Origin of the sequence: Rhizobium sp. RU35A, from assembly GCF_900156005.1 — a bacterium.
Taxonomy (GTDB): domain Bacteria; phylum Pseudomonadota; class Alphaproteobacteria; order Rhizobiales; family Rhizobiaceae; genus Neorhizobium; species Neorhizobium straminoryzae.
This window is the reverse complement of record NZ_FTMR01000007.1, coordinates 190304-213207: the sequence shown is the minus strand read 5'-3', so window position 1 is coordinate 213207 and position 22904 is coordinate 190304. Positions and strand designations below refer to the sequence as shown.

22 protein-coding genes, 5 tRNA genes and 1 pseudogene are annotated in these 22904 nt (G+C 61.7%); 15 read left to right on the top strand and 13 right to left on the bottom strand.

What is annotated here, in order from left to right:
- The first annotated feature begins 52 nt into the window (after window positions 1-52).
- Genes F3H95_RS17090 through F3H95_RS17075 form a run of 4 tightly spaced genes read left to right on the top strand, consistent with a single transcriptional unit; the run spans window position 53 to window position 5501 of the window.
- Complete coding sequence (locus F3H95_RS17090; RefSeq protein ID WP_149746863.1) at window positions 53-646, top strand: DUF6088 family protein; 594 nt, start codon at window positions 53-55, stop codon at window positions 644-646.
- Complete coding sequence (locus F3H95_RS17085) at window positions 639-1670, top strand: nucleotidyl transferase AbiEii/AbiGii toxin family protein (protein WP_149746862.1); 1032 nt, start codon at window positions 639-641, stop codon at window positions 1668-1670. The genes F3H95_RS17090 and F3H95_RS17085 overlap by 8 nt, the downstream gene beginning before the upstream one ends.
- Window positions 1670-3742: an ATP-dependent endonuclease gene (locus F3H95_RS17080; RefSeq protein ID WP_149746861.1), complete on the top strand. Its 2073-nt coding sequence runs from the start codon at window positions 1670-1672 to the stop codon at window positions 3740-3742. Before F3H95_RS17085 ends, F3H95_RS17080 begins: the two co-directional genes overlap by 1 nt.
- A complete protein-coding gene (locus F3H95_RS17075; protein ID WP_149746860.1) occupies window positions 3735-5501 on the top strand; it encodes a UvrD-helicase domain-containing protein in 1767 nt (588 codons plus the stop codon). Before F3H95_RS17080 ends, F3H95_RS17075 begins: the two co-directional genes overlap by 8 nt.
- 290 nt (window positions 5502-5791) lie before the next feature.
- On the opposite strand, the gene F3H95_RS17065 is transcribed toward F3H95_RS17075, so the two are convergent.
- From F3H95_RS17065 to phaC, 6 genes and pseudogenes are all read right to left on the bottom strand, one after another.
- Window positions 5792-6238: a nuclease gene (locus F3H95_RS17065; protein WP_149746859.1), complete on the bottom strand. Its 447-nt coding sequence runs from the start codon at window positions 6236-6238 to the stop codon at window positions 5792-5794.
- Window positions 6235-7476: a site-specific integrase gene (locus tag F3H95_RS17060; protein ID WP_149746858.1), complete on the bottom strand. Its 1242-nt coding sequence runs from the start codon at window positions 7474-7476 to the stop codon at window positions 6235-6237. The genes F3H95_RS17065 and F3H95_RS17060 overlap by 4 nt, the downstream gene beginning before the upstream one ends.
- 188 nt (window positions 7477-7664) lie before the next feature.
- A pseudogene (gene radC / locus F3H95_RS17055) lies at window positions 7665-8354 on the bottom strand (DNA repair protein RadC); the annotation flags it as partial.
- A 3-nt stretch (window positions 8355-8357) separates the two neighbouring features.
- Window positions 8358-9197 carry a type I methionyl aminopeptidase gene (gene map / locus F3H95_RS17050; protein WP_149746856.1) on the bottom strand — a complete coding sequence of 280 codons (840 nt, stop codon included), beginning with the start codon at window positions 9195-9197 and terminating at the stop codon, window positions 8358-8360.
- A 30-nt stretch (window positions 9198-9227) separates the two neighbouring features.
- Entirely contained in the window at window positions 9228-9944 is a 717-nt protein-coding gene (gene sfsA, locus F3H95_RS17045; RefSeq protein ID WP_149746855.1) for a DNA/RNA nuclease SfsA, read from the bottom strand.
- Between the two features lie 119 nt (window positions 9945-10063).
- Window positions 10064-11905 carry a class I poly(R)-hydroxyalkanoic acid synthase gene (phaC, locus tag F3H95_RS17040; RefSeq protein WP_149746854.1) on the bottom strand — a complete coding sequence of 614 codons (1842 nt, stop codon included), beginning with the start codon at window positions 11903-11905 and terminating at the stop codon, window positions 10064-10066.
- A 132-nt stretch (window positions 11906-12037) separates the two neighbouring features.
- On the opposite strand from phaC, the gene F3H95_RS17035 reads away from it, so the two are divergent.
- From F3H95_RS17035 to recJ, 5 genes are all read left to right on the top strand, one after another.
- Window positions 12038-12436: an SHOCT domain-containing protein gene (locus tag F3H95_RS17035; RefSeq protein WP_149746853.1), complete on the top strand. Its 399-nt coding sequence runs from the start codon at window positions 12038-12040 to the stop codon at window positions 12434-12436.
- Window positions 12437-12535: 99 nt separating this feature from the next.
- Window positions 12536-13759 carry an LL-diaminopimelate aminotransferase gene (locus F3H95_RS17030; protein WP_142881048.1) on the top strand — a complete coding sequence of 408 codons (1224 nt, stop codon included), beginning with the start codon at window positions 12536-12538 and terminating at the stop codon, window positions 13757-13759.
- Between the two features lie 58 nt (window positions 13760-13817).
- Entirely contained in the window at window positions 13818-15137 is a 1320-nt protein-coding gene (locus F3H95_RS17025) for a homoserine dehydrogenase (RefSeq protein ID WP_149746852.1), read from the top strand.
- Between the two features lie 107 nt (window positions 15138-15244).
- Window positions 15245-15463 (top strand): hypothetical protein, encoded by a 219-nt coding sequence (locus F3H95_RS17020; RefSeq protein WP_149746851.1) that lies wholly within the window; start codon window positions 15245-15247, stop codon window positions 15461-15463.
- A 123-nt stretch (window positions 15464-15586) separates the two neighbouring features.
- Window positions 15587-17389, top strand: coding sequence for a single-stranded-DNA-specific exonuclease RecJ (gene recJ / locus F3H95_RS17015; RefSeq protein WP_142881046.1), 1803 nt, complete (start codon window positions 15587-15589; stop codon window positions 17387-17389).
- A gap of 102 nt (window positions 17390-17491) precedes the next feature.
- Here recJ and F3H95_RS17010 read toward each other — a convergent pair.
- The 5 genes from F3H95_RS17010 to gloA all read right to left on the bottom strand — a co-directional run bounded on the left by F3H95_RS17010 (window position 17492) and on the right by gloA (window position 19470).
- A tRNA-Glu gene (locus F3H95_RS17010) sits at window positions 17492-17566 on the bottom strand.
- A 205-nt stretch (window positions 17567-17771) separates the two neighbouring features.
- Window positions 17772-17846, bottom strand: a tRNA-Glu gene (locus F3H95_RS17005).
- A gap of 168 nt (window positions 17847-18014) precedes the next feature.
- Window positions 18015-18089: transfer RNA gene (locus tag F3H95_RS17000), tRNA-Glu, on the bottom strand.
- A 172-nt stretch (window positions 18090-18261) separates the two neighbouring features.
- The gene (locus F3H95_RS16995) at window positions 18262-18843 is read right to left on the bottom strand and encodes a hypothetical protein (protein WP_149746850.1); all 582 of its coding nucleotides are present in this window, start codon (window positions 18841-18843) and stop codon (window positions 18262-18264) included.
- A gap of 186 nt (window positions 18844-19029) precedes the next feature.
- Complete coding sequence (gene gloA, locus F3H95_RS16990; RefSeq protein ID WP_142881044.1) at window positions 19030-19470, bottom strand: lactoylglutathione lyase; 441 nt, start codon at window positions 19468-19470, stop codon at window positions 19030-19032.
- A gap of 211 nt (window positions 19471-19681) precedes the next feature.
- Here gloA and F3H95_RS16985 point away from each other — a divergent pair, with 211 nt between their 5' ends.
- From F3H95_RS16985 to F3H95_RS16960, 6 genes are all read left to right on the top strand, one after another.
- A complete protein-coding gene (locus tag F3H95_RS16985; RefSeq protein ID WP_142881043.1) occupies window positions 19682-20260 on the top strand; it encodes a cold-shock protein in 579 nt (192 codons plus the stop codon).
- The gene (locus F3H95_RS16980; protein ID WP_149746849.1) at window positions 20260-20736 is read left to right on the top strand and encodes a DUF192 domain-containing protein; all 477 of its coding nucleotides are present in this window, start codon (window positions 20260-20262) and stop codon (window positions 20734-20736) included. The genes F3H95_RS16985 and F3H95_RS16980 overlap by 1 nt, the downstream gene beginning before the upstream one ends.
- Window positions 20737-20886: 150 nt before the next feature.
- Window positions 20887-20963 (top strand) — tRNA-Pro (locus tag F3H95_RS16975).
- A 121-nt stretch (window positions 20964-21084) separates the two neighbouring features.
- Window positions 21085-21390 (top strand): ETC complex I subunit, encoded by a 306-nt coding sequence (locus F3H95_RS16970; RefSeq protein ID WP_142881041.1) that lies wholly within the window; start codon window positions 21085-21087, stop codon window positions 21388-21390.
- Between the two features lie 18 nt (window positions 21391-21408).
- Window positions 21409-21485: transfer RNA gene (locus tag F3H95_RS16965), tRNA-Arg, on the top strand.
- Window positions 21486-21589: 104 nt separating this feature from the next.
- Complete coding sequence (locus F3H95_RS16960; protein ID WP_149746848.1) at window positions 21590-22159, top strand: RES family NAD+ phosphorylase; 570 nt, start codon at window positions 21590-21592, stop codon at window positions 22157-22159.
- A 161-nt stretch (window positions 22160-22320) separates the two neighbouring features.
- Here F3H95_RS16960 and F3H95_RS16955 read toward each other — a convergent pair whose 3' ends face one another.
- Window positions 22321-22566, bottom strand: a complete 246-nt coding sequence (locus tag F3H95_RS16955; RefSeq protein WP_142881039.1) for a DUF982 domain-containing protein — start codon at window positions 22564-22566, stop codon at window positions 22321-22323.
- A 181-nt stretch (window positions 22567-22747) separates the two neighbouring features.
- Window positions 22748-22876, bottom strand: coding sequence for a hypothetical protein (locus F3H95_RS27650; RefSeq protein ID WP_280177849.1), 129 nt, complete (start codon window positions 22874-22876; stop codon window positions 22748-22750).
- Between the last annotated feature and the right edge of the window lie 28 nt (window positions 22877-22904).

Below are 22904 nucleotides of genomic sequence, written 5' to 3'. Positions count from 1 at the left end.
CTTCCTTGAAAACTGTCAGAAACTCGCGTATATTTCCGACAGGAGAACGACAATGACACGACTGACCGAACAGATTTTGGCCCATGCAACGGGATTGCCCGAAGGCACCCCTTTGTCCGCCAAGGGCTTGCTTCACCTCGGAAATCGGGCGGCCGTGGATCAGGCATTGTCGCGTCTGGCCGAGCGCGGGCAACTTATCCGTGCTGGTCGTGGCGTCTATCTGCGTCCGATAGCCAGCCGGTTTGGGACGCGTGCCCCTTCTGTCGAGCAGGCAGTCGAGGCTCTTGCCAGCCAAAAGGGAGAAATCATCGTTTCGAACGGCGCCGCCGCGGCGAACGCCCTTGGCTTGACGACGCAGGTGCCCGTCCGCTCGGTCTATCTGACCTCCGGGCGCAGCCGGAAAATGCACCTCGGAAAGCAGGTCGTGGAATTGCGACACGCGCCGCGCTGGCAACTGGCCCTCGCCAATCGCCCGGCGGGGGAGGCCGTGCGGGCACTGGCCTGGCTCGGCCCCGAAAGGGCGGAAGCCGCGCTGACAGCATTGAAGCGGAAGATGCCGCCCGGCGTATTTGGAGAATTGGTTGCCGCTGCACCGCAGCTTCCGACATGGCTCGCGCAGAGCGTAGGAAAGGTGGCCTATGGCTGACGTCTTTCTCCAGCTTTCGGATGAGGATCGACGCGATGCGCTGGGCGTAATCGCCGATCGCTCGGGCCGTCCCATCCATCTTCTCGAAAAGGATGTGTGGGTGGTGTGGGCGCTGGCGACACTCTACGAAGCGCCTCTCGGAGAACATCTGGTTTTCAAGGGTGGCACATCACTGTCGAAAGCCTATCAAGTCATCCGCCGGTTTTCCGAGGATGTGGACCTGACCTACGACATTCGAGCGATCGGACCCGATCTGGTCGGAGACAATGGCGAGGGGCTGCCGAAAACGCGAAGCGAGGAAAAGCGCTGGTCCAGCGAGGTCCGCAAGCGGCTGCCGGCATGGGTCGCGGATGCCGTACAGCCGGTGATCGGAAATGCGCTGGCCGCCGAAGGATTGGCGGCAGCCGTTCGTGTCGAGGATGATAAGCTCTTCATCGACTATGAGGCAACTGCGGTCGGGTCCGGCTATGTCGCGCCCAGCGTCATGCTGGAGTTCGGCGCCCGCTCGACGGGTGAACCGGCGAGCCTGCGCGACGTCGTTTGCGATGCGGCCGGCCTGATCGATGGGCTGGTATTCCCGGCGGCGCGACCGCGCGTCATGCACGCCGAGCGGACCTTTTGGGAGAAGGCGACGGCGATCCATGTCTTCTGCCTCCAGGAAAGGCTGCGCGGCGATCGCTTTGCGCGCCACTGGCACGATGTTGTTCGGCTGGATGAAGCCGGCTTCGCCGACGCCGCTTTTGCCGATCGCGGCTTGGCCAAAGCTGTCGCTCGCCACAAGTCGATGTTCTTCGCGGAGAAGGCAGCCGACCGCACGCCGATCGACTATGCAGCGGCGGTCAATGGCGGCTTGCAGCTCGTGCCGGTCGGCGACGGCGCGAAGGCGCTGGAGGATGACTATGCCCGCATGGTCGAGGATGGGCTGCTTTTCGATGACGCCGAACCCTTCGAGGCGCTCATGGCACGATGCACCGAAATCACAGCAAGAGCCAAAGATGCGGCGAACAAAGAGGGAGGAAGTTGATGCGGATAAAGGGAGTCGAAATCGAAAACTTCCGACTACTGCGAGATGTTGCGGTTGGCCTAGAAGAACGCACTACGCTGATTGTAGGACGAAACAATAGCGGCAAGACTTCGATCGCGGAGCTGTTCCGACGGCTCCTCGGCGAGAAGGTGCCGTCATTCAAGATCGAAGATTTTTCCCTGGGTTGCCACGAACGTTTCTGGACGGCGTTCGAAGCCTTCCAAGTCGGGGGGGCAGCGCCAGACGTCGTCGCACTACTCCCTTCAATCAAGGTCACGATCGACATCACCTATGACGTCAACGCTCCAGACCTCGGGCCGCTGAGCGATTGCATCGTCGATCTTGACCCGAACTGTAGCGAGGCAAGGCTCATCTTCATGTATGGCCCTCGGGCGACCGCGCCGGCAACGCTTTTCGCTGACCTGGCGGTCGTTGAGGATGTTGCGGCCAACCGTCTAACCTTGTTTCGGGCATTGGGCAGTCGCCTGCCAGGTGCCTACGCGGCGTCGTTGGAGGCGGTCGATCCCAATGACCCGACCAATCGAAAGTCGCTAGAGCCAAAAACGCTCACGGCGCTGGTTCGGGGCGGCTTCATCAATGCACAGCGCGGCCTCGACGACGACACGCACCGCGAGCGGGATGTGCTCGGAAAAGTCGTTGAGGTGCTCTTCCAGTCGGCTCTCACCGATCCCGTCGATCCCGAGAAGCGGACGACGGCTGAGCAGCTCAAGGCTGCCGTTGAGCAAATTCAGGGTGATCTGCACGCCGGCTTCAACGCGAAGCTCACCTCGCTTCTGCCGACGTTCGACCTGTTCGGTTATCCAGGACTCTCCGATCCCGGCCTAGTTACTGAGACCAGCTTCGACGTCGACAAGCTGCTGAACGATCACACCAAAGTTCGCTACGTCGGTGTCAATGGCATGACCCTGCCCGAAACCTACAATGGGCTCGGGGTGCGCAATCTGGTCTACATGCTACTTCAGTTGCTGCGGTTCTTCCGCGAGTATCAGGCTGCGCCGACAGCAGCCGGCGTGCATTTGATCTTTATCGAGGAACCGGAGGCGCACCTGCATCCCCAGATGCAGGAGGTCTTCATCCGACAGCTCGACCAGATCACTAGCGCCTTCGTCGTCCAGCTCAACGAGAACATACCTTGGCCGGTCCAGTTCGTCGTAACTACCCACTCTCCGCATATGGCGAATGAAGCGCGCTTTGAGGCCATGCGTTACTTCCTCTCAGTTCCGGATGGGGAGGGCATGCGCCGCTCGGTTGTGAAGGATTTGCGCAAGGGCATGGGCGGCGCACCCGAGTCCGATCGCGAATTTCTACATCAATATTTGACCCTGACGCGGTGTGATCTGTTCTTCGCTGACAAGGCGGTCCTAATCGAGGGCACCGCGGAGCGTATCTTGCTTCCGGCGATGATCCGCAAGACTGACAGCGCTGCTGCTGGTCAACCGCAGCTCGGCAGCCAGTATCTCACGGTGATGGAGGTCGGCGGCGCCTATGCGCACCGCTTCTTTGATCTCCTGTCGTTTCTCGAATTGCGCAACCTCATCATCACCGACATCGACGCGGTGAAGCCGAACGATGGCGGAAAGCGTGTCGCCGTGCCCGTGGCGGAGGGTCTGTTCACCAGCAATGGGTGCCTGAAAGCCGCGTTCGGGGACGACGTTTCGCCGGAGGCGCTGCTAGGAAAGACCGTGGCTGAGAAGACAACTGGCATTCGGCGCATCGCGTTTCAGATACCAGAAGTATCGGGCGGACCGTGCGGCCGGAGCTTCGAGGACGCATTCATCCTAGCCAATCCGGCACGCTTTCCTCTTGGCGACGGTGACCACGCGCTTGCGGCCTACGCGCTGGCCAGCGATCAGAAGAAGTCCAGCTTCGCGCTAGAGCACGCGATCGAGCACACCGACTGGAATGTTCCTCGATATATTGCCGAGGGACTGCGCTGGCTGGCGGAAGGTAATCCCGCCCCCGCGGAGCCGGTTCCGCCGGTCGCGGTCGAGATCGTTGCTGACGCCGTAGGCGTCGCGGCGAACGTAGCCGAGGTTGGCGACAATGGCTGAGGAAGCGGAGAATCCCGCAGACGCCGCTGGTCGCGTCGCGCTTGAGCGGATGTTTGCCTGTCTCGACGAGGGGCGCAGCTTTCGTCTGGAGGCCGGCGCTGGAGCCGGGAAGACCTACTCGCTCGACAAGGCGCTCCGCCGCCTGATCGATCGCCGAGGTGCCGAGTTGCTTCGCCGGAGCCAGCAAGTCGGCTGCATCACCTACACCAACGTTGCCAAGGACGAGATCATCTCCCGCATCCAGGCTCATCCGGCGGTGCGCCCTGAAACGATCCACGGTTTTTGCTGGTCCATTCTGCAGGACTTCCAATCGACGCTCCGCGCGCTTGTGCCAGCTCTTGAGGGTTGGGCGGAGCGTCTCGAACCTGTTGGCGGCATTGGAGCCCGCCGTGTCCACTACGAGCTGGGATACCCCAGCGTCGGCGACCATCAGATAACGATTCGGCATGACGACGTTCTGGCGCTGATGATTCAGGCGCTTGCCTATCCGAAGTTCCGATCGGTCCTGACGGCGCGTTATCCCATCCTGCTTATCGACGAATACCAGGACACTGACGCCGGTTTCGTCGATGCGATCAAGGCGTGGTTCCTGGACATGGGCCAAGGTCCGCAACTGGGCCTGTTCGGCGATCACTGGCAAAAGATCTATGGCGAGGGCTGCGGGCTGGTCGAGCACGCTGCGCTGGAAGTGATCGACAAGAACGCGAATTTCCGATCCACTGACCCAATCGTCCAGGTTCTCAATCGAATGCGGCCGACGCTGCCACAAATGGTGCGCGATCCCGCCATGCCGGGCGAAGCGCGTGTGTTTCACACCAACCTCTGGCCCGGCGTCAGGCGGACCGGACAAGGCGGTGGGCACTGGACCGGGGATACCAGCCCCGAGGCCGCAAAGGCGTATTTCGCGCATATCAAGCATAGGCTCGCGACCGAGGGCTGGGATCTCGCGGTCGGGAAAACCAAGATTCTCATGCTCAGCCACAGCGTCCTAGCTCGCGAGCAGGGCTATTCCAGCATCCCACCGATCTATGGCCAGTTCAACGATCCTTGGCTGAAGAAGGATGATCCCCACCTCAAGTTTCTCGCCGACCAGTTGGAGCCGGCCTGCGCCGCCTTTGAAGCGAAGCGATACGGTGAAATGTTCGGATGTTTTGGAACCGGGACACCGAAAATCCACAAGCACGCGGACAAGGTGGCGTGGACGGAGGCCATGACCGCACTCATAGCGCTGCGGGCATCGGGAACGATCGGCGATGTTGTCGACTTCATGGCCGCTCAGCCGCACATGCGCCTTCCCGAGCCTATGGAAGAAGCTGAGCGACGGCTGGCTGACGCCGGCCCTGAGCCGGTGGAAGGAGAGCCCCGTCGCGTTACCCGGCTTCGAAAGCTGCGTGCGATCCCGTATACCGAACTGATTGCCCTTGACCGCTTCATCGATGGGCACACACCTTTCGCCACCAAGCACGGCGTAAAGGGAGCGGAGTTTGAGAACGTACTGGTGATTGTCGGTCGCGGATGGAACAAATATAATTTCGGCCAGATGCTCGAATGGATCGAGCCCGGCCCGCCCGCCGACAAGACCGAGTTCTTCGAGAACAACCGCAACCTCTTCTACGTTGCATGCTCCCGGCCCAAGGTCCGCCTTGCCCTCTTGTTCACGCAGGTGCTCAGTGAAAATGCGATGGCGCGGCTTGCGGCATGGTTTGGGGCCGACAACATCATCGCATTGCCGGCGGAGCCAGTAGAAGAGGTGGTGTGACCTTGTGGCCAGCACCAGGACATCTGCGTGACAATGACTGTCTTGCTACGGTCGAGTTGCTGGCAATGCGGCTGCCACGATCTGGTGTCATGGGTCTTGGCCGCCTCGTTGACGGTGCCGGTGTCGCATCTTGGCGCACCTGGGCGGAGAAGTCGCCCTTCGATCTCAACGATGTCCTGAAAGCGCGGGATGAGAACGGAAATCATCGGTATGGGTTCGATCTCACGATCCCGCGGATCGATGCGTATGATCGGTTTTCAGACCACATATGAGTGCTGCCAAAGGTCACGCTAACGCTTGCCCTGGTCGTAGCCGTTGCCGCCTTCGACGATCCCGGCCGCTTTCAACATATCCCCGATGGAGCGCACACCGATCCTGCAGGTGGCGACTACGCGGTCGTATGACTGATGGTTGGCAATGCACTCCGTGTTCCGACCCATCGCGATCTCTTCCAGCGCGGCCTTGGCGGTAGATCCGGTGGGGGAGTGGAGTTCGGGTGCGTAGAAATCCTCCAGCCGGATCTCCACCCAGTTGGCTGGCCCTTGGCCGACAGCCACGCACAACGAGTCGCCGTCACCGACATATACCACGGGACCGGAAAAGTGCGCGCCGCGGTGTAGATAGGACGGCATCGGACCACGATCTGGAATGGCCTTGCAGGGATCGGCTTTGGCGATGGTCGCTGTAGCCAGCACCGTGAGCATTGCCAACCCAATTTTGAGACGTTTATGGTTCATGCTGCTGCCTTCAACCGCTTTTTGGCGAGCATGGCGCGGACGAACTTGTCCCATTTGGCCATGCCAGCGCGCTTCTCAACCATGTAGTTCCAGCGGTCGTAATGCTTGGAGCTGACATCCTGTAAGGCGTGGTTTTGGAGGCGGTCGCGGATTTCCTTGGGAATGCCAGCCTTGCCGGCCAAGGTTTTGAAGGTGCGACGAAGGTCGCGGTTGGTCGCGTGGGGGATCACGCCGCGATCTCGCTGGCGCCAGATGAAGCTGTAGAGGGTGCCATGGCTGACGGGCTTTGAGGGGTCTTTGGCAGACGGGAAAAACCAGCCGTACTCATTTGGGATGATCGATTCTATCAGCTCAGCGGCCAACGAGGGCACCGGAACAGCGTGCGGCTGAAGATTCTTGGTCTTAGTCCAGTCGATGATCCGTTCCTTGGCGTCCCATTGATCGACATGAAGGCGAGCGATTTCCTCGACTCGTTGGCCGGTCAACATGATAATCTGAACGGCGCGTGCATAGGAGGGATGAACCGGGGTGTCGGGGCATTCGAGCCAGCGATAGAGGCGAACGAACTCGTCCTCACTCAACCAGCGCGTCCCAATTGTCTTGGGTTCCGTCGGTATGCCCGCCGCGGGATTGTAGGTCAGGCGGAAGCGACGCGCGGCTGTGGACCGATAGTCGTGCTCGGATTTCAGGCCCCAGCTGAAAGCGGATCGAATATAGCTGCGTACATGATCGGCCATTGAACGCTTGCCGCGCTCATATATTGGTCGAATGATCGCCGTGATCTCAACCGGCTCGATGTCGCGGGCCGGGCGGTTACGGCCGAGCGTATCCGCGATTTTGTTGAGGCCTTTCTCAGCTTCCTTCCAGGACGATTTCCCGCCCTCCTTGAGGTACGCTACATACGCCTCGAACAGGTCAGCAACCGTCCCCGGTCGAGTGTCGCCAGCTATTTTTATGCTTCGGCCTTTCTGGATCATATCAGCGAAGTCGCGATTGAATAATTCGCGCGCCTTGCTGAGGGGCATCGATGGATAGGAGCCGAGCTTCTTCTTGAGGCGCTTAGCGTCGCGCCATTGCTGCGCCATCCAGTCCGCGGTGACGCGGGTAGGCATGGGCTTCATTACGAGGATCAAGCGGCCCGTTCCGTGTCCCTCGCCATCGACTAAGGTCAGCTGCTTGCCGGTCGTTTCCACCTGCTTCAAGGCGCGGCGAATTTCTCCATCTGTAAGGCTTGGCATTGGGATTCTCCGTCGGCTTCCAACTGGGGTCGCTCGACGGGTTCGTGGGGTCGGCGACTGGGGGCAAAAAGGGCTTCGATCCCCTTAAAACCGACCCCAATATGCCACAGTGACCGACTCTACGACAAGCCAAAAATGTCTTGTGTTTCAGAGTGATGGTGCGTGATTGAGCGTGATTTGAAAGGCCAAGTGGGATGGTTGTGCACGAGGATGATGGCGGTGGCGGACAGTTCCAGCGCCCGGCGCACCACCTCGCGCGGATAGACGGGCGTATGGTCCACCGTACCGCGGCCCTGCACTTCGTCGGCGATCAGCGCATTGCGCTTGTCGAGAAAGAGGATGCGGAACTGTTCGCGTGCCTCATAGGCCATGGCGGCATGGCAGTAATCGATCACGGAGGACCAGGAGGACAGCACCTGCTTGCCGCGCAACTCGCTTTTCAGGATGCGCTGGCCGACCGAGGCAATCAGCTTCAGGTCCAGCGCCACGCTTTCGCCGACGCCCTTCACCTCCTGCAACAGGGTTGCTTCCGCACCGAAGACGCCGGCGAGATTGCCGAAGCGATCGATCAGCGCCTTGGCTATCGGCTTGGTGTCGCGCCGCGGGATCAGACGGAACAGCAGGAGTTCGAGGATCTCGTAATCGGCAAGTGCCGTGTCGCCATGTTCGCGGTAGCGGTTGCGCAGCCGGTCGCGGTGGCCGTGATAATGCGCCGGCGGTTCCTCCACCTTGACGGGATGGGACTTCTTCCCGTTGCCGGGCCTGGGCGCCTGTTCGGCAAAGAAACCGCGCTCGTCGGAAAACAGGTCATCCACCTCCGCCGCCCTCTCGTCGGGTCCGTCAGACGTCTTGGAGGAAGGCAGAGGCGGTTGCGGCATGGATTACCCTTTGAGCGGCGCAAGACCGGGACGATCGAGACCGCCCGGCGACAGGGTGAAGATCTCGCAGCCCGTGGCGGTGACGCCCACGGCATGCTCGTACTGCGCCGAGAGCGAACGGTCTCGGGTCACCGCCGTCCAGCCATCGGACAGAACCTTCACATGGGGCTTGCCGAGATTGATCATCGGCTCGATGGTGAAGATCATCCCCTCGCGCAGTTCCGGGCCTTCCTCCGGCGTACCGTAATGCAGGATGTTCGGGCTGTCATGGAACAGGCGGCCGACGCCGTGGCCGCAGAAATCGCGCACCACCGAGCAGCGCTCCTTCTCCGCATAGGTCTGGATGGCTGCACCGATCGCGCCGGTACGCACGCCGGGTTTCACCACGGCAATGCCGCGCATCAGGCATTCATGGGTTACTTCCAGCAGCCGCTCGGCGGCGCGCTTGATCTGGCCGACCGGGTACATGCGGCTCGAATCGCCGTGCCAGCCGTCGAGCACATAGGTCACGTCGATATTGACGATGTCGCCCTCACGTAGCGGCTTGTCATCCGGCATGCCATGGCAGACGACGTGGTTCAGCGATGTGCAGACCGAATATTTATAGCCGCGATAGTTCAGCGTGGCGGGCAGGGCGCCATGGTCCATGCCGAATTCGAAGACGAAACGGTCGATCGCGGCAGTGGTGATGCCGGGCTTGACCATTCCGGCCAGTTCGTCCAGGCAGCGTGCCGTCAACTGGCAGGCGCGGCGCATGCCGTCAAAATCCTCGCCGGTATTGTAGAGCCGGATCGCTCCCGTGTTCTTCTTCGGCGCGGAGGCCGCCTCGATATAGGTTACCATGGATTCACTTTCGTCTCGGTCAGGTTGTTTTTAACCAGCCGGTCCGTCTTCGTCTATCGGGATCGGCCTTTCCGGGCGGATTCCCTGCGGTGAAACCGTGCAGGAGACGGCATAGGTCTCCACGCCCTGGGCTCTCGCCCGGCGAAAGGCCACGCCATAGGCCGGATCCAGTTCCTCGCAGATGCGAAGACGGGTGCAATCGGCCCGCTGGATCACGTAGAGCATGGCCGCCCTGTAGCCCGCCGTCACCATCGCCGCCAGTTCGTCCAGATGCTTGGCGCCGCGGCTGGTCACCGAATCGGGAAATTCGGCAAGTCCGGGTTGCCGCATGTAGTGGACGTTCTTCACCTCGATATAGGCCGGTGGTCGGGCGTCATCCAGAAGCAGCAGGTCGATGCGGGAGTTCTGGCCATAGCGCTGCTCGCGCTTCAGCGTTGCGTAGCCGGAAAGCGCCGGAATGAGGCCGCTGACAACAGCCTCTTCCGCCAGCCTGTTCGGAAGGCCGGTATTGATGCCGACAAGCGTGCCGTCGGCTTCCACCATTTCCAGCATGTGGCGATATTTGCGGCTCGGGCTGTCGTGCTCGGACAGAAGGATACGCGAGCCGGGCGTGGTCAGGCCCCGCATGGAGCCGGTGTTGGGGCACGAGCCGGTGATCTCGGTGCCATCCTCCAGAATGGCATCGAACAGAAAGCGCTTGTACCTGCTGATGAGCCGTGCCGATACAAGCGGCGGATCGAACTGCATGTCCGAAAATCCCTCTGGCAGAATGGGCGAGGCTCGGGCTGAGCCTGCCCGATCCTAGATGGCTTTGCGGGCACTTGTCTTTCGACGAAATCCGGTTTCCACGTTTTGCTGGAGCGGCGCTAGCTTCGCACCAGCACATAGGTTCCGGGTGCTTCTCCCAGCGGGGCAGGGCCTTTCGCGCCAGGCTTCCGGGCCGTCACGCGGTCAGCATTGCGTGCCTCGATCCAGGCCTGCCAGTGCGGCCACCACGACCCCGGCGTCTCGTGCGCGCCGGCGATCCACTCGTCCAGCGCGCCGATTGCCGGCCCGTTGGTCCAGTACTGGTACTTCTTCTTGTCCGGCGGGTTGACGACACCGGCAATGTGGCCGGAGCCGCTCAGGACAAAATCCACCGGTCCGCCGAAGAAGCGGCAGCCGGCAAACACCGAGCGGGCAGGGGCGATATGGTCTTCGCGGGCGGCGAGGTTGTAGACCGGGATCGTCACGTCCGCGAGGTTCACCTTCTGGCCGAACAGGGTCATTTCGCCCTTGCTCAGCCTGTTCTCCAGATAGCAGTTGCGCAGGTAGAAGGCGTGGTTGGCCGGCGTCATGCGGGTGGAATCGGAATTCCAGTAGAGCAGGTCGAAGGCCATGGGCTCGCGACCCTTGAGGTAGTTGCTGACCACATAGGGCCAGATCAGCTCGGAGGCGCGCAGCATGTTGAAGGCACTCGCCATCTTCGAGCCCGCCAGATAGCCGGTCGCCTTCATCTGGCTTTCGAGCGCGTCGAGCTGTTCCTCGTCGACGAAGACCTTGAGATCTCCGGCATGCACGAAATCCACCTGGGTGGTGAGGAAGGTGGCGGATTTGACGCGCTTGTCGCCGCGGCTGGCGTGGATGGCCAGCGTTGCTGCAAGCAGCGTGCCGCCGACGCAGTAGCCGATGAGATTGATGTCCTGCTCGCCGGTTGCCTCCTCGACGGCCGACAGCGCGAAATCGATGCCCTCCTGGCTGTAGGTCTCCCAGGTCATCTCCGCATGGCGCTCATCCGGATTGACCCAGGAGATCACGAAGACCGTGTGTCCCTGATCGACGCACCACTTGATGAAGCTCTTTTCCGGGCCAAGATCGAGAATGTAGAACTTGTTGATCCAGGGCGGCACGATCAGCAGCGGGCGCTTGAACACCGTGTCCGTTGTCGGCGCATACTGGATGACCTCGCAGACGGCGCTGCGGGCTACCACCTTGCCGGGGGTGAGTGCCAGATTCTGGCCGACCGCAAATTTCTGGTAGTCGGTCTGTCGCAGGCGAAGCTCGCCGCGGCCGGCGGCAATATCTTCCGTGAGCATCTTCATGCCCTGCACCAGATTGGCGCCGTCCGTCGAGACGATCTCGCGATAGACCTCGGGATTGGTGAAGGCGAAGTTTGCGGGGGAAATCGCCGCTGTCATCTGCCGCACGTAGAAGGCGGCCTTGTGGCGGGTGTGGTCGTCCAGTCCTTCCGCCTTCTCCACCATCTTTTCCGCCCATTCTGCGGTGACCAGATAGATCTGGCGCAGAAGGGCGAAGAAGGGGTTCTTGCGCCACTCCTCGTCGGCAAAGCGTTTGTCCTTGCGCAGCGTGTCCGGCTCGCCGGGATCGCCCTCACCGGACAGCCGGTTCAGCGTGCGCATCCAGATGCCCATGTAGGATTGGAGCAGAAGCCCCTGTGCCTCCAGCGTGCGTTGCGGCTCGGACATCCAGTACTCGATGACCTTGGAGAGGGTCTTGATCATGTCGGCCACGGGGTCGATGGTGTCGACCACCTCGCCGCGCTCACGCGGCGCCAGCCACTCGGTGGCCGCCTTGCCAAGGTTTTCCGCCGCCTTTGCCAGGTTGACGGCCAGCTTCTGCGGATCCTTGACGATATAGGCTTCCAGCGACCTGGGATCGAAACCCGCGTAGTCGCCACCGGAGGCTCCTGTCTTCTCCCGCGCATCCATGGCTGTCCGCTCCCCTCGTTCTGCCCTGCTTGTTCGTTGTTTTGGTTTTTACATTGTGCCCGAAACCGAATACAAGTGCCAGCAAGACAGGCCCGATATGGGTCATTTTTGAAGCAGAATAGGGTTGCATCAATGGTAGGACTGGCGCTGGGGCTCAAGCGTTTGCCGGGGATCATCGCGATCGTGGCGGTACCGCTGGCTCTGGCCGGCTGTAACTCGTTTGCGCTCGACAACGGCAATTCGACGGCCCCGCCGAAGGCTGTGGTGGTGGGTCCGAAGGACGTGCCGACGCCGGTCGGCCTGACGAAGAAGGATACCGGAACCTATCCGACGTTCGGCCAGCCGCTGACGGCTGCCAATACGCAGATTGGCGATGACGAGGCGACCACGTCACAGGCGCAGCTTTCCAGGCTTGCCGCCGCGCGTGCCTCGGGTGCCATGAGCGAGGCGGAGTACCAGCGCCGCGTTGCGGAACTACGCCGTCTGGCCGCCCAGCATGCATCGGATACCGAGAGCCAGATCGCCAAATAGCGCTTGCGTTCGACCGGTTTTGGACGCAAAGCAACCGCGTCGGGAGGCGTTGCGATCGGCGCATCCCACGGGCCCTGGATTTTCCCCGCGAGGATCATGATGGAAGAGTTTCACAAAGTCCGCAGACTGCCGCCCTACGTTTTCGAACAGGTCAACCGTTTGAAAGCCAGCGCGCGAGCGGCAGGCGCGGACATCATCGATCTCGGCATGGGCAATCCCGACCTTCCGACCAACAAGTTCATCGTGGACAAGCTGGTGGAGACGGTGCAGCGGCCCGATACGCATGGCTATTCGTCGTCCAAGGGCATTCCCGGCCTGCGTCGGGCCCAGGCCGCCTATTATGCCCGCCGCTTCGGCGTGAAGCTCAACCCGGACACGCAGGTCGTGGCGACACTGGGGTCCAAGGAAGGCTTCGCCAACATGGCGCAGGCAATCACCGCACCGGGTGACGTCGTGCTCTGCCCGAATCCGTCCTATCCGATCCACGCCTTCGGCTTCCTGATGGTGGGCGGCGTCATCCGCTCCATTCCGGTGGAGCCGAACGAGGAATTCTTCCGGGCGCTGGAGCGCGCGGTCGCGCATTCGATTCCGAAGCCGATCGCGATGATCCTCTGCTACCCGTCGAACCCGACGGCGACCGTCGTGGAACTGGACTTCTACAAGGATGTGGTGGCCTTCGCGAAGAAGCACGGCATCTTCGTGCTGTCCGACCTTGCCTATTCGGAAATCTATTTCGACGGCAAGCCGACGCCCTCCATCCTGCAGGTGCCGGGTGCCATCGATGTGGCGGTGGAATTCACCTCCATGTCCAAGACCTTCTCGATGGCCGGCTGGCGCATGGGCTTTGCCGTCGGCAACGACCGGCTGATTTCGGCGCTGACACGGGTCAAATCCTATCTCGATTACGGCGCCTTCACGCCGATCCAGGTGGCGGCCACCGCGGCGCTTAACGATCCCGACATCGAGCAGCATATCGATGAGGTGCGCCAGACCTACAAGCGCCGCCGCGACGTGATGGTCGAAAGCTTCGGGCGCGCCGGCTGGGATATTCCGCCGCCGGCCGCCTCGATGTTCGCCTGGGTTCCGATCCCGGAAAAGTTCCGCCCGCTCGGCTCGCTGGAGTTTTCCAAGCTGCTGATCGAGAAGGCAGACGTCGCCGTCGCGCCCGGCATCGGCTTCGGGGAACATGGGGACGATTACGTGCGCATCGCGCTCGTGGAGAACGAACATCGCATCCGCCAGGCGGCGCGCAACATCAAGCGGTTCCTCGGAACCGCGGACGACACATTGCACAATGTGATTTCGCTCAACGCACATCGCTAGGATTTTTTCATCCCGGGCGGCGTCCTGTCGCCCGCTCTTTCTCGACAGGAATTGACGCATGGCAGACGCCCTCAAAATCGGTATTGCGGGTCTGGGCACCGTTGGCGCAGCGCTGGCACGCATCCTCGTTTCGCGTGCCAACGAACTGGCCATCACCTGCGGGCGTCCAATCGCCATTGCTGCTGTTTCCGCCAGGGATCGCAGCCGTGATCGCGGCGTCGATCTGTCTGCTGCAACCTGGTTCGACACGCCGGAAGCGATGGCCGAAACGGCTGATATCGACGTTTTCGTGGAGCTTGTCGGCGGCGCGGAAGGTTCGGCCGAACGGGCGGTGCGTGCCGCACTTGCCCGCGGCCTGCATGTGGTGACTGCCAACAAGGCGCTGCTCGCCCGCCACGGCGTGGAACTGGCGCGCGTGGCCGAGGAAAAGGGTGTTCTCCTGAACTTCGAGGCGGCCGTTGCCGGCGGCATTCCCGTCATCAAGGCGCTGCGCGAATCGCTGACCGGCAATACGGTGAGCCGCGTCTACGGCATCATGAACGGCACCTGCAACTACATCCTGACCCGGATGGAGAAGGAGGGGCTTACCTTCGAGGCCTGCCTGAAGGAAGCCCAGCGTCTGGGCTATGCCGAGGCCGATCCGACCTTCGACATCGAAGGAAATGACACCGCCCACAAGCTTGCGATCCTGACGACGCTCGCCTTCGGCACGGAAATCGCCGCCGACGAGATCTATCTCGAGGGCATTTCGAACATCTCGATCGAGGACATCCATGCGGCGGCCGAGCTTGGCTATCGCATCAAGCTGCTCGGCGTTGCCCAGAGGACCGAGAGCGGCATCGAGCAGCGCGTGCATCCCACCATGGTGCCGCATGATTCGGTGATTGCCCAGGTCGATGGCGTGACCAATGCGGTGGCGATCGAATCCGACATTCTGGGCGAGCTGCTAATGGTCGGCCCCGGCGCCGGCGGCAATGCCACCGCCTCCGCCGTGCTTGGCGATATCGCCGACATCGCCAAGAGCCGGCCCGGCGCGCAGCGCGTGCCGGTGCTCGGCACGCCGGCAGCAAGCCTTGCGCCCTACCGCAAGGCCCAGATGCAGAGCCACGAGGGCGGCTATTTCATCCGCCTCACGGTTCTCGACCGTGCGGGCGTGTTCGCCAGCGTCGCCACGCAAATGGCGCAGAACGGCATCTCCCTGGAATCCATCGTGCAGCGGGCCAATGGCGGTGCACCGACCGATGCCAAGACGATCATTCTCGTGACCCATGCCACGACGGAGGATTCCGTGCGCAAGGCGGTGGCGGGCATCAAGTCCGGCAGCTATCTCGCAGGCGAACCGCAGGTCATCCGCATCGAGCGTCCGAAGGCCCTCTGAGGCGGCAGACCCTCGTCATAAGGCCTTGCGAATAGCGACTCTGGTCATGAGTCGATTTTGGGCGTAGACTTCCCTTCGTACTTCATGAGCGAAGGGAGGCGCCTGTGATGTCCGTTATTCCATTTTCATTGCGTCGGAGGACCGAGCCCGATCTGCGGGCAGGGCCGGAGGATCGTCTGCTTGTGACCGGTCCGCCGGTGCAGCCGAGCGAGGTGAGCGAGGAGGATGCGCTCGACACCGAATCCGATCACCACTGGGGTGTTGCCATGGCATTGGCCAGCTGGCCTCTCTGCCTGGGCGCTTCGGCGGTTCTTGCTGTCATCTGACCTATGTGATCGAGAGGCTCCGGCGCGCCGGACAACAACGGCACTTCAGATTTGCCGCGCCATGCACTAGAAGGCAGGGCATGTATGCCTTTGCACGACTGCAGCGTCTGAAAGCCCCTCGCCATGTCCGAACCGGTTGACCCCGTCTCGCGCGCCTTTCTGGGCGTGGAGCGTTCTGCTACTGGCCAGCGCTGGGTATCCCGGCTGGATCAGGCCGGCCAGAACCGGGCGCTTGCCATGGCGCAGGTGCACGGCATTCCGGAGCTGATTGCGCGTGTGCTCGCCGGTCGCGGCGTGACGCTGGACGATGCGCCAGGCTTTCTTGATCCAACGATCCGCAACCTGATGCCGGAACCCTATTCGCTGATCGATTGCGAGAAGGCGGCCATCCGGTTGGCGGATGCGGTTGCGCGCCGGGAGAAGGTGGCGATCTTTGGCGATTATGACGTGGACGGTGCCGCTTCCTCTGCGCTGTTGGCGCGGTTCCTGCGTCATTTCGGCGTGGATGCCGAGATCTATATCCCTGACCGCATCTTCGAAGGCTATGGCCCGAACGCGGCGGCGCTACGCCAGCTGGTTGCCGGCGGTGCGCAGCTGATCGTGACCGTCGATTGCGGCTCGACAAGTCATGAGGCGCTGGCCGCCGCGGCAGAAGAGCGATGCGACGTGGTGGTGATCGATCATCACCAGATGGGGCATGAATTGCCGCCGTGCCAGGCGCTGGTCAACCCGAATCGTCAGGACGACCTGTCGGGGCAGGGGCATCTCTGCGCGGCGGGCGTCGTGTTCATCGTGCTGGTCGCCACCGCCCGGCTGCTGCGCGAGCGCGGCGATGGCCGCACCAAGGGCCTCGATCTGCTCGGCCTGCTCGATCTGGTGGCGCTCGCCACCGTGTGCGATGTGGTGCCGCTGAAGGGGCTGAACCGCGCCTATGTGGTGAAAGGTCTGCTGACGGCGCGGCACATGGGCAATGCGGGGCTGGCCGCACTTTTTCGCAAGGCGGGCCTTGGCGGTCCGGTGACGCCCTATCATCTCGGTTTCCTGATCGGTCCCCGGATCAATGCGGGCGGGCGAATCGGCGATGCTGCGCTCGGCAGCCGGCTGCTGACCCTCGATGATCCGGCCATGGCCGATTCGATAGCAGCGCAGCTCGACGATCTCAACCGCGAACGGCAAGCCATGGAGGCGGCCATGCTGATGGAGGCGGAAGCCGAGGTGATCGCCGAATACGGCACCGGCGAAAATGCCGCCGTCATCGTCACCGCGCGGGAAAACTGGCACCCCGGCATTGTCGGCCTGCTGGCGGCGCGGCTAAAGGAAAAGTTCAAGCGGCCGGCCTTTGCCATTGCCTTCGATCCGTCGGGACGGGGAACCGGCTCCGGCCGTTCGATCCCCGGTTTCGACATGGGGCGCATGGTGCGTGCTGCCGTCGATGATGGCCTGCTGGTCAAGGGCGGTGGCCATGCCATGGCGGCGGGTCTCACCGTGGAACGCAGCAAGCTTGGGCTGCTGCGCGCCCATTTCGAAGCGGTGGCTGAGAAGACGGTACCGGATCTGGTCGCCAATCACATGCTGAAGATCGATGGCGCTCTGGCGGCCTCCGGGGCAACGCTGGCCCTGATCGATCAGATGGAGCAGGCCGGTCCCTATGGCTCGGGCCACAGCCAGCCGGTCTTTGCATTGCCGGCGCACCGCATCACCGATTCGCGACTGATTGGCACGTCGCATGTGAAGGTCACGCTGCAGGGCATGGATGGTAGTCGCCTCGACGGAATCGCGTTTCGCGCCGGTGACACGCCGCTCGGGCAGTTGCTGCTGTCGTCGCGCGGTCAGACGCTGCATGTGGCGGGATCGCTCGGTGCGGATCACTGGCAGGGCAGCCGCCGCATTCAACTGCGCATTCTGGATGCCGCGAAGGCCGTCTGACAAGGCGCGCGGGATGGTTCCGCTCTGCATCAGAAGAGTACAGGCAAACGTTCGAAACGAACGACCCAAAGCCAAATTTAGCGATATATTGAGAAAGTGAAGTGGCACGCCCTAGGGGAGTCGAACCCCTCTTCCCAGAATGAAAATCTGGTGTCCTAACCGATAGACGAAGGGCGCGTGCGCTTCGTTGTGTGGCGCCCTTATAGGCGGGCGCCGATTGTCATGCAAGCGTCAAATTTCACTTTTCGCCTTGTGAATCGCAAAAAAATCATCGTGCTGAGCGGCGGCTGTGGAAAGGCGGAAAGCGACGCAAATACAAAGAGGTATCGCAAAGGAACTGCGCAGAATGTCAGCGTTCTAAACAGGAAAACATCGCAGAGAGTGGCACGCCCTAGGGGAGTCGAACCCCTCTTCCCAGAATGAAAATCTGGTGTCCTAACCGATAGACGAAGGGCGCGTGCGCTTCGTGGTGGCGCCCTTATAAGCGGAGATTTTTGACATGCAAGCGAAAAGTTGCCGCATCTCTGAACTTTTTTGGACAAGTGAAATGCATGTCGCGCCGCGTGCGCGACGGCGCAAGCCAGTAAGATTGGAAGCCAATGAAGACTGTTTGCAAGAAGGAAAGTGGCACGCCCTAGGGGAGTCGAACCCCTCTTCCCAGAATGAAAATCTGGTGTCCTAACCGATAGACGAAGGGCGCGTGCGCTTCGTGGTGTGGCGCCCTTATAGGCGGGCAAAATCCGGGAGGCAAGCGTGATTTTGCGCAAGCGACACAAAATCCGCAGCATGTGCGATACGATCTGTGGATAACAGAAAGTTGCATTCTATCAGTGTGTTAACTGCCAACGTTGATTCAGCCTACGAGGGCTCTCTCACCATAGGCCGTCCTTTGCTCCGCCCGATGATGGCGTTGCCGGGGAGGCCTGTGCGCTGAACACGCTGCCCGCCATGGGGTTGATGCGGCCGACAACCTGCACCGGAGCCGGCGCATCCATCGCGGGCATGCCGGGGGCTGTGGCTGAGGGGGAGGACATCGCGTAAAGACTGCTGGCGCCGGCACGCACCGCCGTTGGCTGGTTGACCAGTGCAGCGAAATCGGACGAGGGCTGCTGCGCTGCCTGAGGTTGGTGCATCGCGCTCTCCGAGGGGGGCGTTTCCGGCGGACGGTAGGCGCGGCTGCGCCGCTGCAGCGAACCATCGGCGGACACGATCATGGGATCGACATAAGCGCTGGCGGCTGTGTCTGCGGGCGCCGCCACCGCTGCCGTCGCCACCTGCTGCGCCTCGGGCATCTTCGCTGCGGCCGCAGGTGCCGGCTTTGCGACAGCCGTGATGGCCGGCTTTGGTGCGGAGAGCAGGTTGACGCAGCCGGTAAGGCCAAGGCTGATGCCGATCACGGCGAACAGTGCGCCTGGCACCTGGAAGGTCTTGGAGGTGTGTGGCGTGGTCTGCATGCGCTTCCCGGTCCTGCTGGATCATCACTGCCGCCGAGCATGCGCCGGCAAGCCTGTGTCAGGCTTGCCGGGATGCGGATCGAGGCCGGCAATTCGCGCGCATGAAAAAGCCGGCGCGTGGCGCCGGCTCAACATGGGACAAGACCGCCTGCAGGCAGGCTCTGTGCCGGCTTATCAGCTATCGGCTTACCAGCTGCCGGTGTTGGGCATCGAGATCCAGGGTTCTGCCGGTTCGAGGGCCGGTCCCTTCTGCAGCAGTTCGATGGAGATGCCGTCCGGCGAGCGGATGAAGGCCATGTTGCCATCGCGCGGCGGACGGTTGATCGTCACGCCGAGGTCTGCCAGGCGCTGGCAGGTGTCATAGATATTGTCGACCTCATAGGCGAGATGGCCGAAATTGCGGCCGCCGGTATAGTCTTCCGGGTCCCAGTTGTAGGTGAGTTCCAGAAGCGGGGCGCGCAGGGTTTCGCCGGCTTCCACATCCTTCTCGGCGGCGAGGAAGATCAGCGTGAATCGACCCTTTTCGTTTTCGATACGGCGGACTTCCTTCAGTCCGAAAATGCGGGTGTAGAAATCGAGCGAGGCATCAAGGTCCTTGATCCGGACCATGGTGTGCAAGTAGCGCATGAATGGCTTTCCTCCTGATCGGGCGGTCCCGGTCATGCCGGGCGCTGCTGGGATATGCAGCACTGGTCAGCCTCAGGCAAGGCGTTTACCCTATAAAGAAAGGGATAACACGTGAGCAGGGTCTTGCGCTGGACGAACGGCGCAATGTTAACATATCCTCTAAGAATCAGTTAACCGATCGACCGTGACGCGTAATCCAGGGGCTGACAGTATGGCGGACAGAATGTCATCGAAGGACGTTGCGAGTTTCGAGGAGCTCGGTGGCGAACCGGTAGAACTGATCGAGATCACCGGTGTGGTGAAGTGGTTCGATGTTGCCAAGGGATTCGGTTTCATCGTTCCCGATAACGGCATGCAGGACGTGCTGCTGCATGTGACCTGCCTTCGGCGTGACGGCTACCAGACCATTCTGGAGGGAACCCGGATCGTGGCGCTGATCCAGCGGCGTGATCGCGGCTATCAGGCGTTCCGTATCCTTTCCATGGACCAGTCGACGGCGGTGCATCCTTCGCAGCTGCCGCCGGTACGCACCCATGTGCAGGTGACGCCGACGAGCGGGCTGGAACGTGCACTGGTCAAGTGGTTCAACCGCACCAAGGGATTCGGCTTCCTGACGCGCGGTGAAGGCACCGAAGACATCTTCATCCACATGGAAACGCTGCGCCGCTTCGGCCTGACGGAACTTCGTCCGGGTCAGGTCGTTCTGGTGCGCTTCGGTTATGGTGACAAGGGCCTTATGGCTGCCGAAATTCACCCGGATGGTCCGAGCGTTCTCCCAAGGGCTCATTGATGCGTCGTATTTTCACCGGTCTTGTCGCGAGCGCCATCATGGCGCTCTTTGCGTTTTTTGCCTCCGCATCGGTCGCGCAGCTGCGTTTCGATACGCAGCCGCTGGCAATTGTCACGGCCTCCGGTGTGCGCCACAACTTTACGGTTGAGCTTGCGCTTGATTCGCAACAGCGCCAGCAGGGGCTGATGTACCGCACAGAGATGGCCGAGGATCGCGGCATGCTGTTCGATTTCGGCGGCGCAAGGGATGTGTCCATGTGGATGCGCAACACGCTTCTGCCGCTCGACATGCTGTTCATCGATGCCGCAGGCCGTGTTGTGAACATTCACCAGGGCGCCGTGCCATTGTCGGAAGCGATCATCTCTTCCGGTGGCCCTGTGAATTACGTGCTGGAGCTGAAAGGCGGGGTCGTGGCCAGTCGTGGCATTGCCATCGGCGACCGCGTGGAGAGCGCCCAGATCGCCCGGGGGCGCTGAAAGGCGGGCAGGGGCGCGCGGGGGCTTCGCGGTCTTGTCTTGATTACCCCGGGAAGCGGTTCCAGTCTTTCCAGTGACTTGCCGAAGACGGTGTTATTTTGCAGTTGCGGCCAAAACGCGAACCGTGTATCTCGACTTTCATCGTTGGCACGGAGTGTAGCGCAGTCTGGTAGCGCATCTGGTTTGGGACCAGAGGGTCGGGAGTTCGAATCTCTCCACTCCGACCATCGCTGCCGAAGGCGTCTGGTTGACCGCCGGCGGGCTGGCAATGCCTCTGGGCATAGGCCGCCAGCGGCGGATACCCGGCTTCGGTCGGTGTAATTGGCGCCTAAGGGAGCGTTGAGACGTATGACGGCCAAGATTTTCCGTCCCGCAAAGACAGCCATGCAGTCCGGCAAGGCAAAGACTCATCTCTGGGTTCTTGAGTTTGATCAGGAAGAGCCGCGCCGCATCGACCCCGTCCTTGGCTACACCTCTTCCAGCGACATGAAGCAGCAGGTTCGCCTGACCTTCGAAACGCTGGAACAGGCCAAGGCCTATGCCGAGCGTAATGGCATCGAGTACCGCGTGATCCTGCCGAAGGAAGCTGCGCGTCAGGCCGTATCCTACAGCGACAACTTCCGCTTCAATCGCCTTCAGCCCTGGACGCATTGATCCGGGTTCTGCCTCTCAGGCCCCTTAGCTCAACTGGATAGAGCAACTGCCTTCTAAGCAGTAGGTCGCAGGTTCGAGTCCTGCAGGGGTCGCCACTGGCTAGGATGTTATTTCGCCCGCCGATCTGCTTGCTTCGGTAAGTTCCGCGCCGAAAGCGGCGAAAAAACGCCGCCGACAGGGGATCTCCACGGAACGATCAATGTCGGTTTTCGCGCAATCGCATCTCGAGAAGGTCGAAAGGTCGGGCGATCTCGTGCGGATAAGCGGTCTGTTCTTTCGATCCGTCCCGTCAGACCATGCCGACCAGGTCCTTACGCCGCCGGTCAGCGACAAGGCTGGTCGTTATCATAGGCCCGGGCAACCCATTCTGTATACAAGCGCGACGCTTGACTGGTCGATCATCGCCGTTTCCGGATACATGCGTGACGATAATTGCCCGCGCGTCGTTGTGCCTTTGCGCGTCGATGATGCGCTTGTCCTGGATCAGCATGATGAAGGCGCCTGCCTGCGACTTGGTATTGATCGGGACTTGTCCAACGAATCCTGGGCGAGGGCGTTGGCGGAAGGGCGGGAGCCGGGCTCCTGGCGGAACGCCGACAAGGCACGTGCCTGCGGCGCAGACGGGCTTGTCGACCGGTCCAGAATGATTCCGGGCGGATGGCATTTGAACCTGTTTCGCTGGAACGACTTGGGCGGGCCGAAAGTGACGGTCTGCGGCGGTCCCATCGATATCAAGCTATCGTCCGGCGGCGCCAAATGGGGACTGTGATCCCGCTCGACTGGACGTTCTGAAACGGGACGCGGCGTTGTCAGTGGTGATCGTGTTACGCCGCGGTGAAACCTTGGCTGCCCGGCGTCTTGATGATGTTCCGCCGTAGGTAGGGGCGCATGCCCATATCAACATCTTGAGGGCGTCGGAATGTGCAACGCTCATGCCTTGAGAAGGATAGCCGCTTCTTCTGCGGCGGCAACGAAGGCCTCGCGGGCTGCGTCATCGGTCTGGCGGCCGGCATCCACCGCAGCCAGTACGAGGAGGGCGCGGTCCAGTGCAGGCCCCTCGTCCAGAGGCCAGTCCTCGATCATCGCCCAGGCGGCTGCCTGCGTCGAATCGATCACGACGTCTTCTGCGGGATCGCCAAGACGTACGACGACGGACTTCTTCCATGCTTTGCTCATGCTCTGTCTCGCTTGGTGATCGGCGGATGACGCTTGCGGATTGCTCTACGCTGAAAGGCGCGTCATCGGATCCGCAGCTTGTCTGTTCCCGATCAGGAAAGGTTCATATTGCGGGGCTGTAGCCTGATTCAGTTGGCGAGGCGAGAAAATTCGCGTCTTTCCGGAAGGTGGTGCAGGCCGATCAGCGGTGCTGACGTTCCAGTTGCAGAGGTGCGTGCGTGCGGTGGGTTTCCGCATATTGCACGACAACAGGCAGGGCGACGGTAAAGAGAATGAGCGCAACGATGAATGCCGGCCCCTGGATCGCCATGGAACACCTCTTGAAATCCATCGAACCC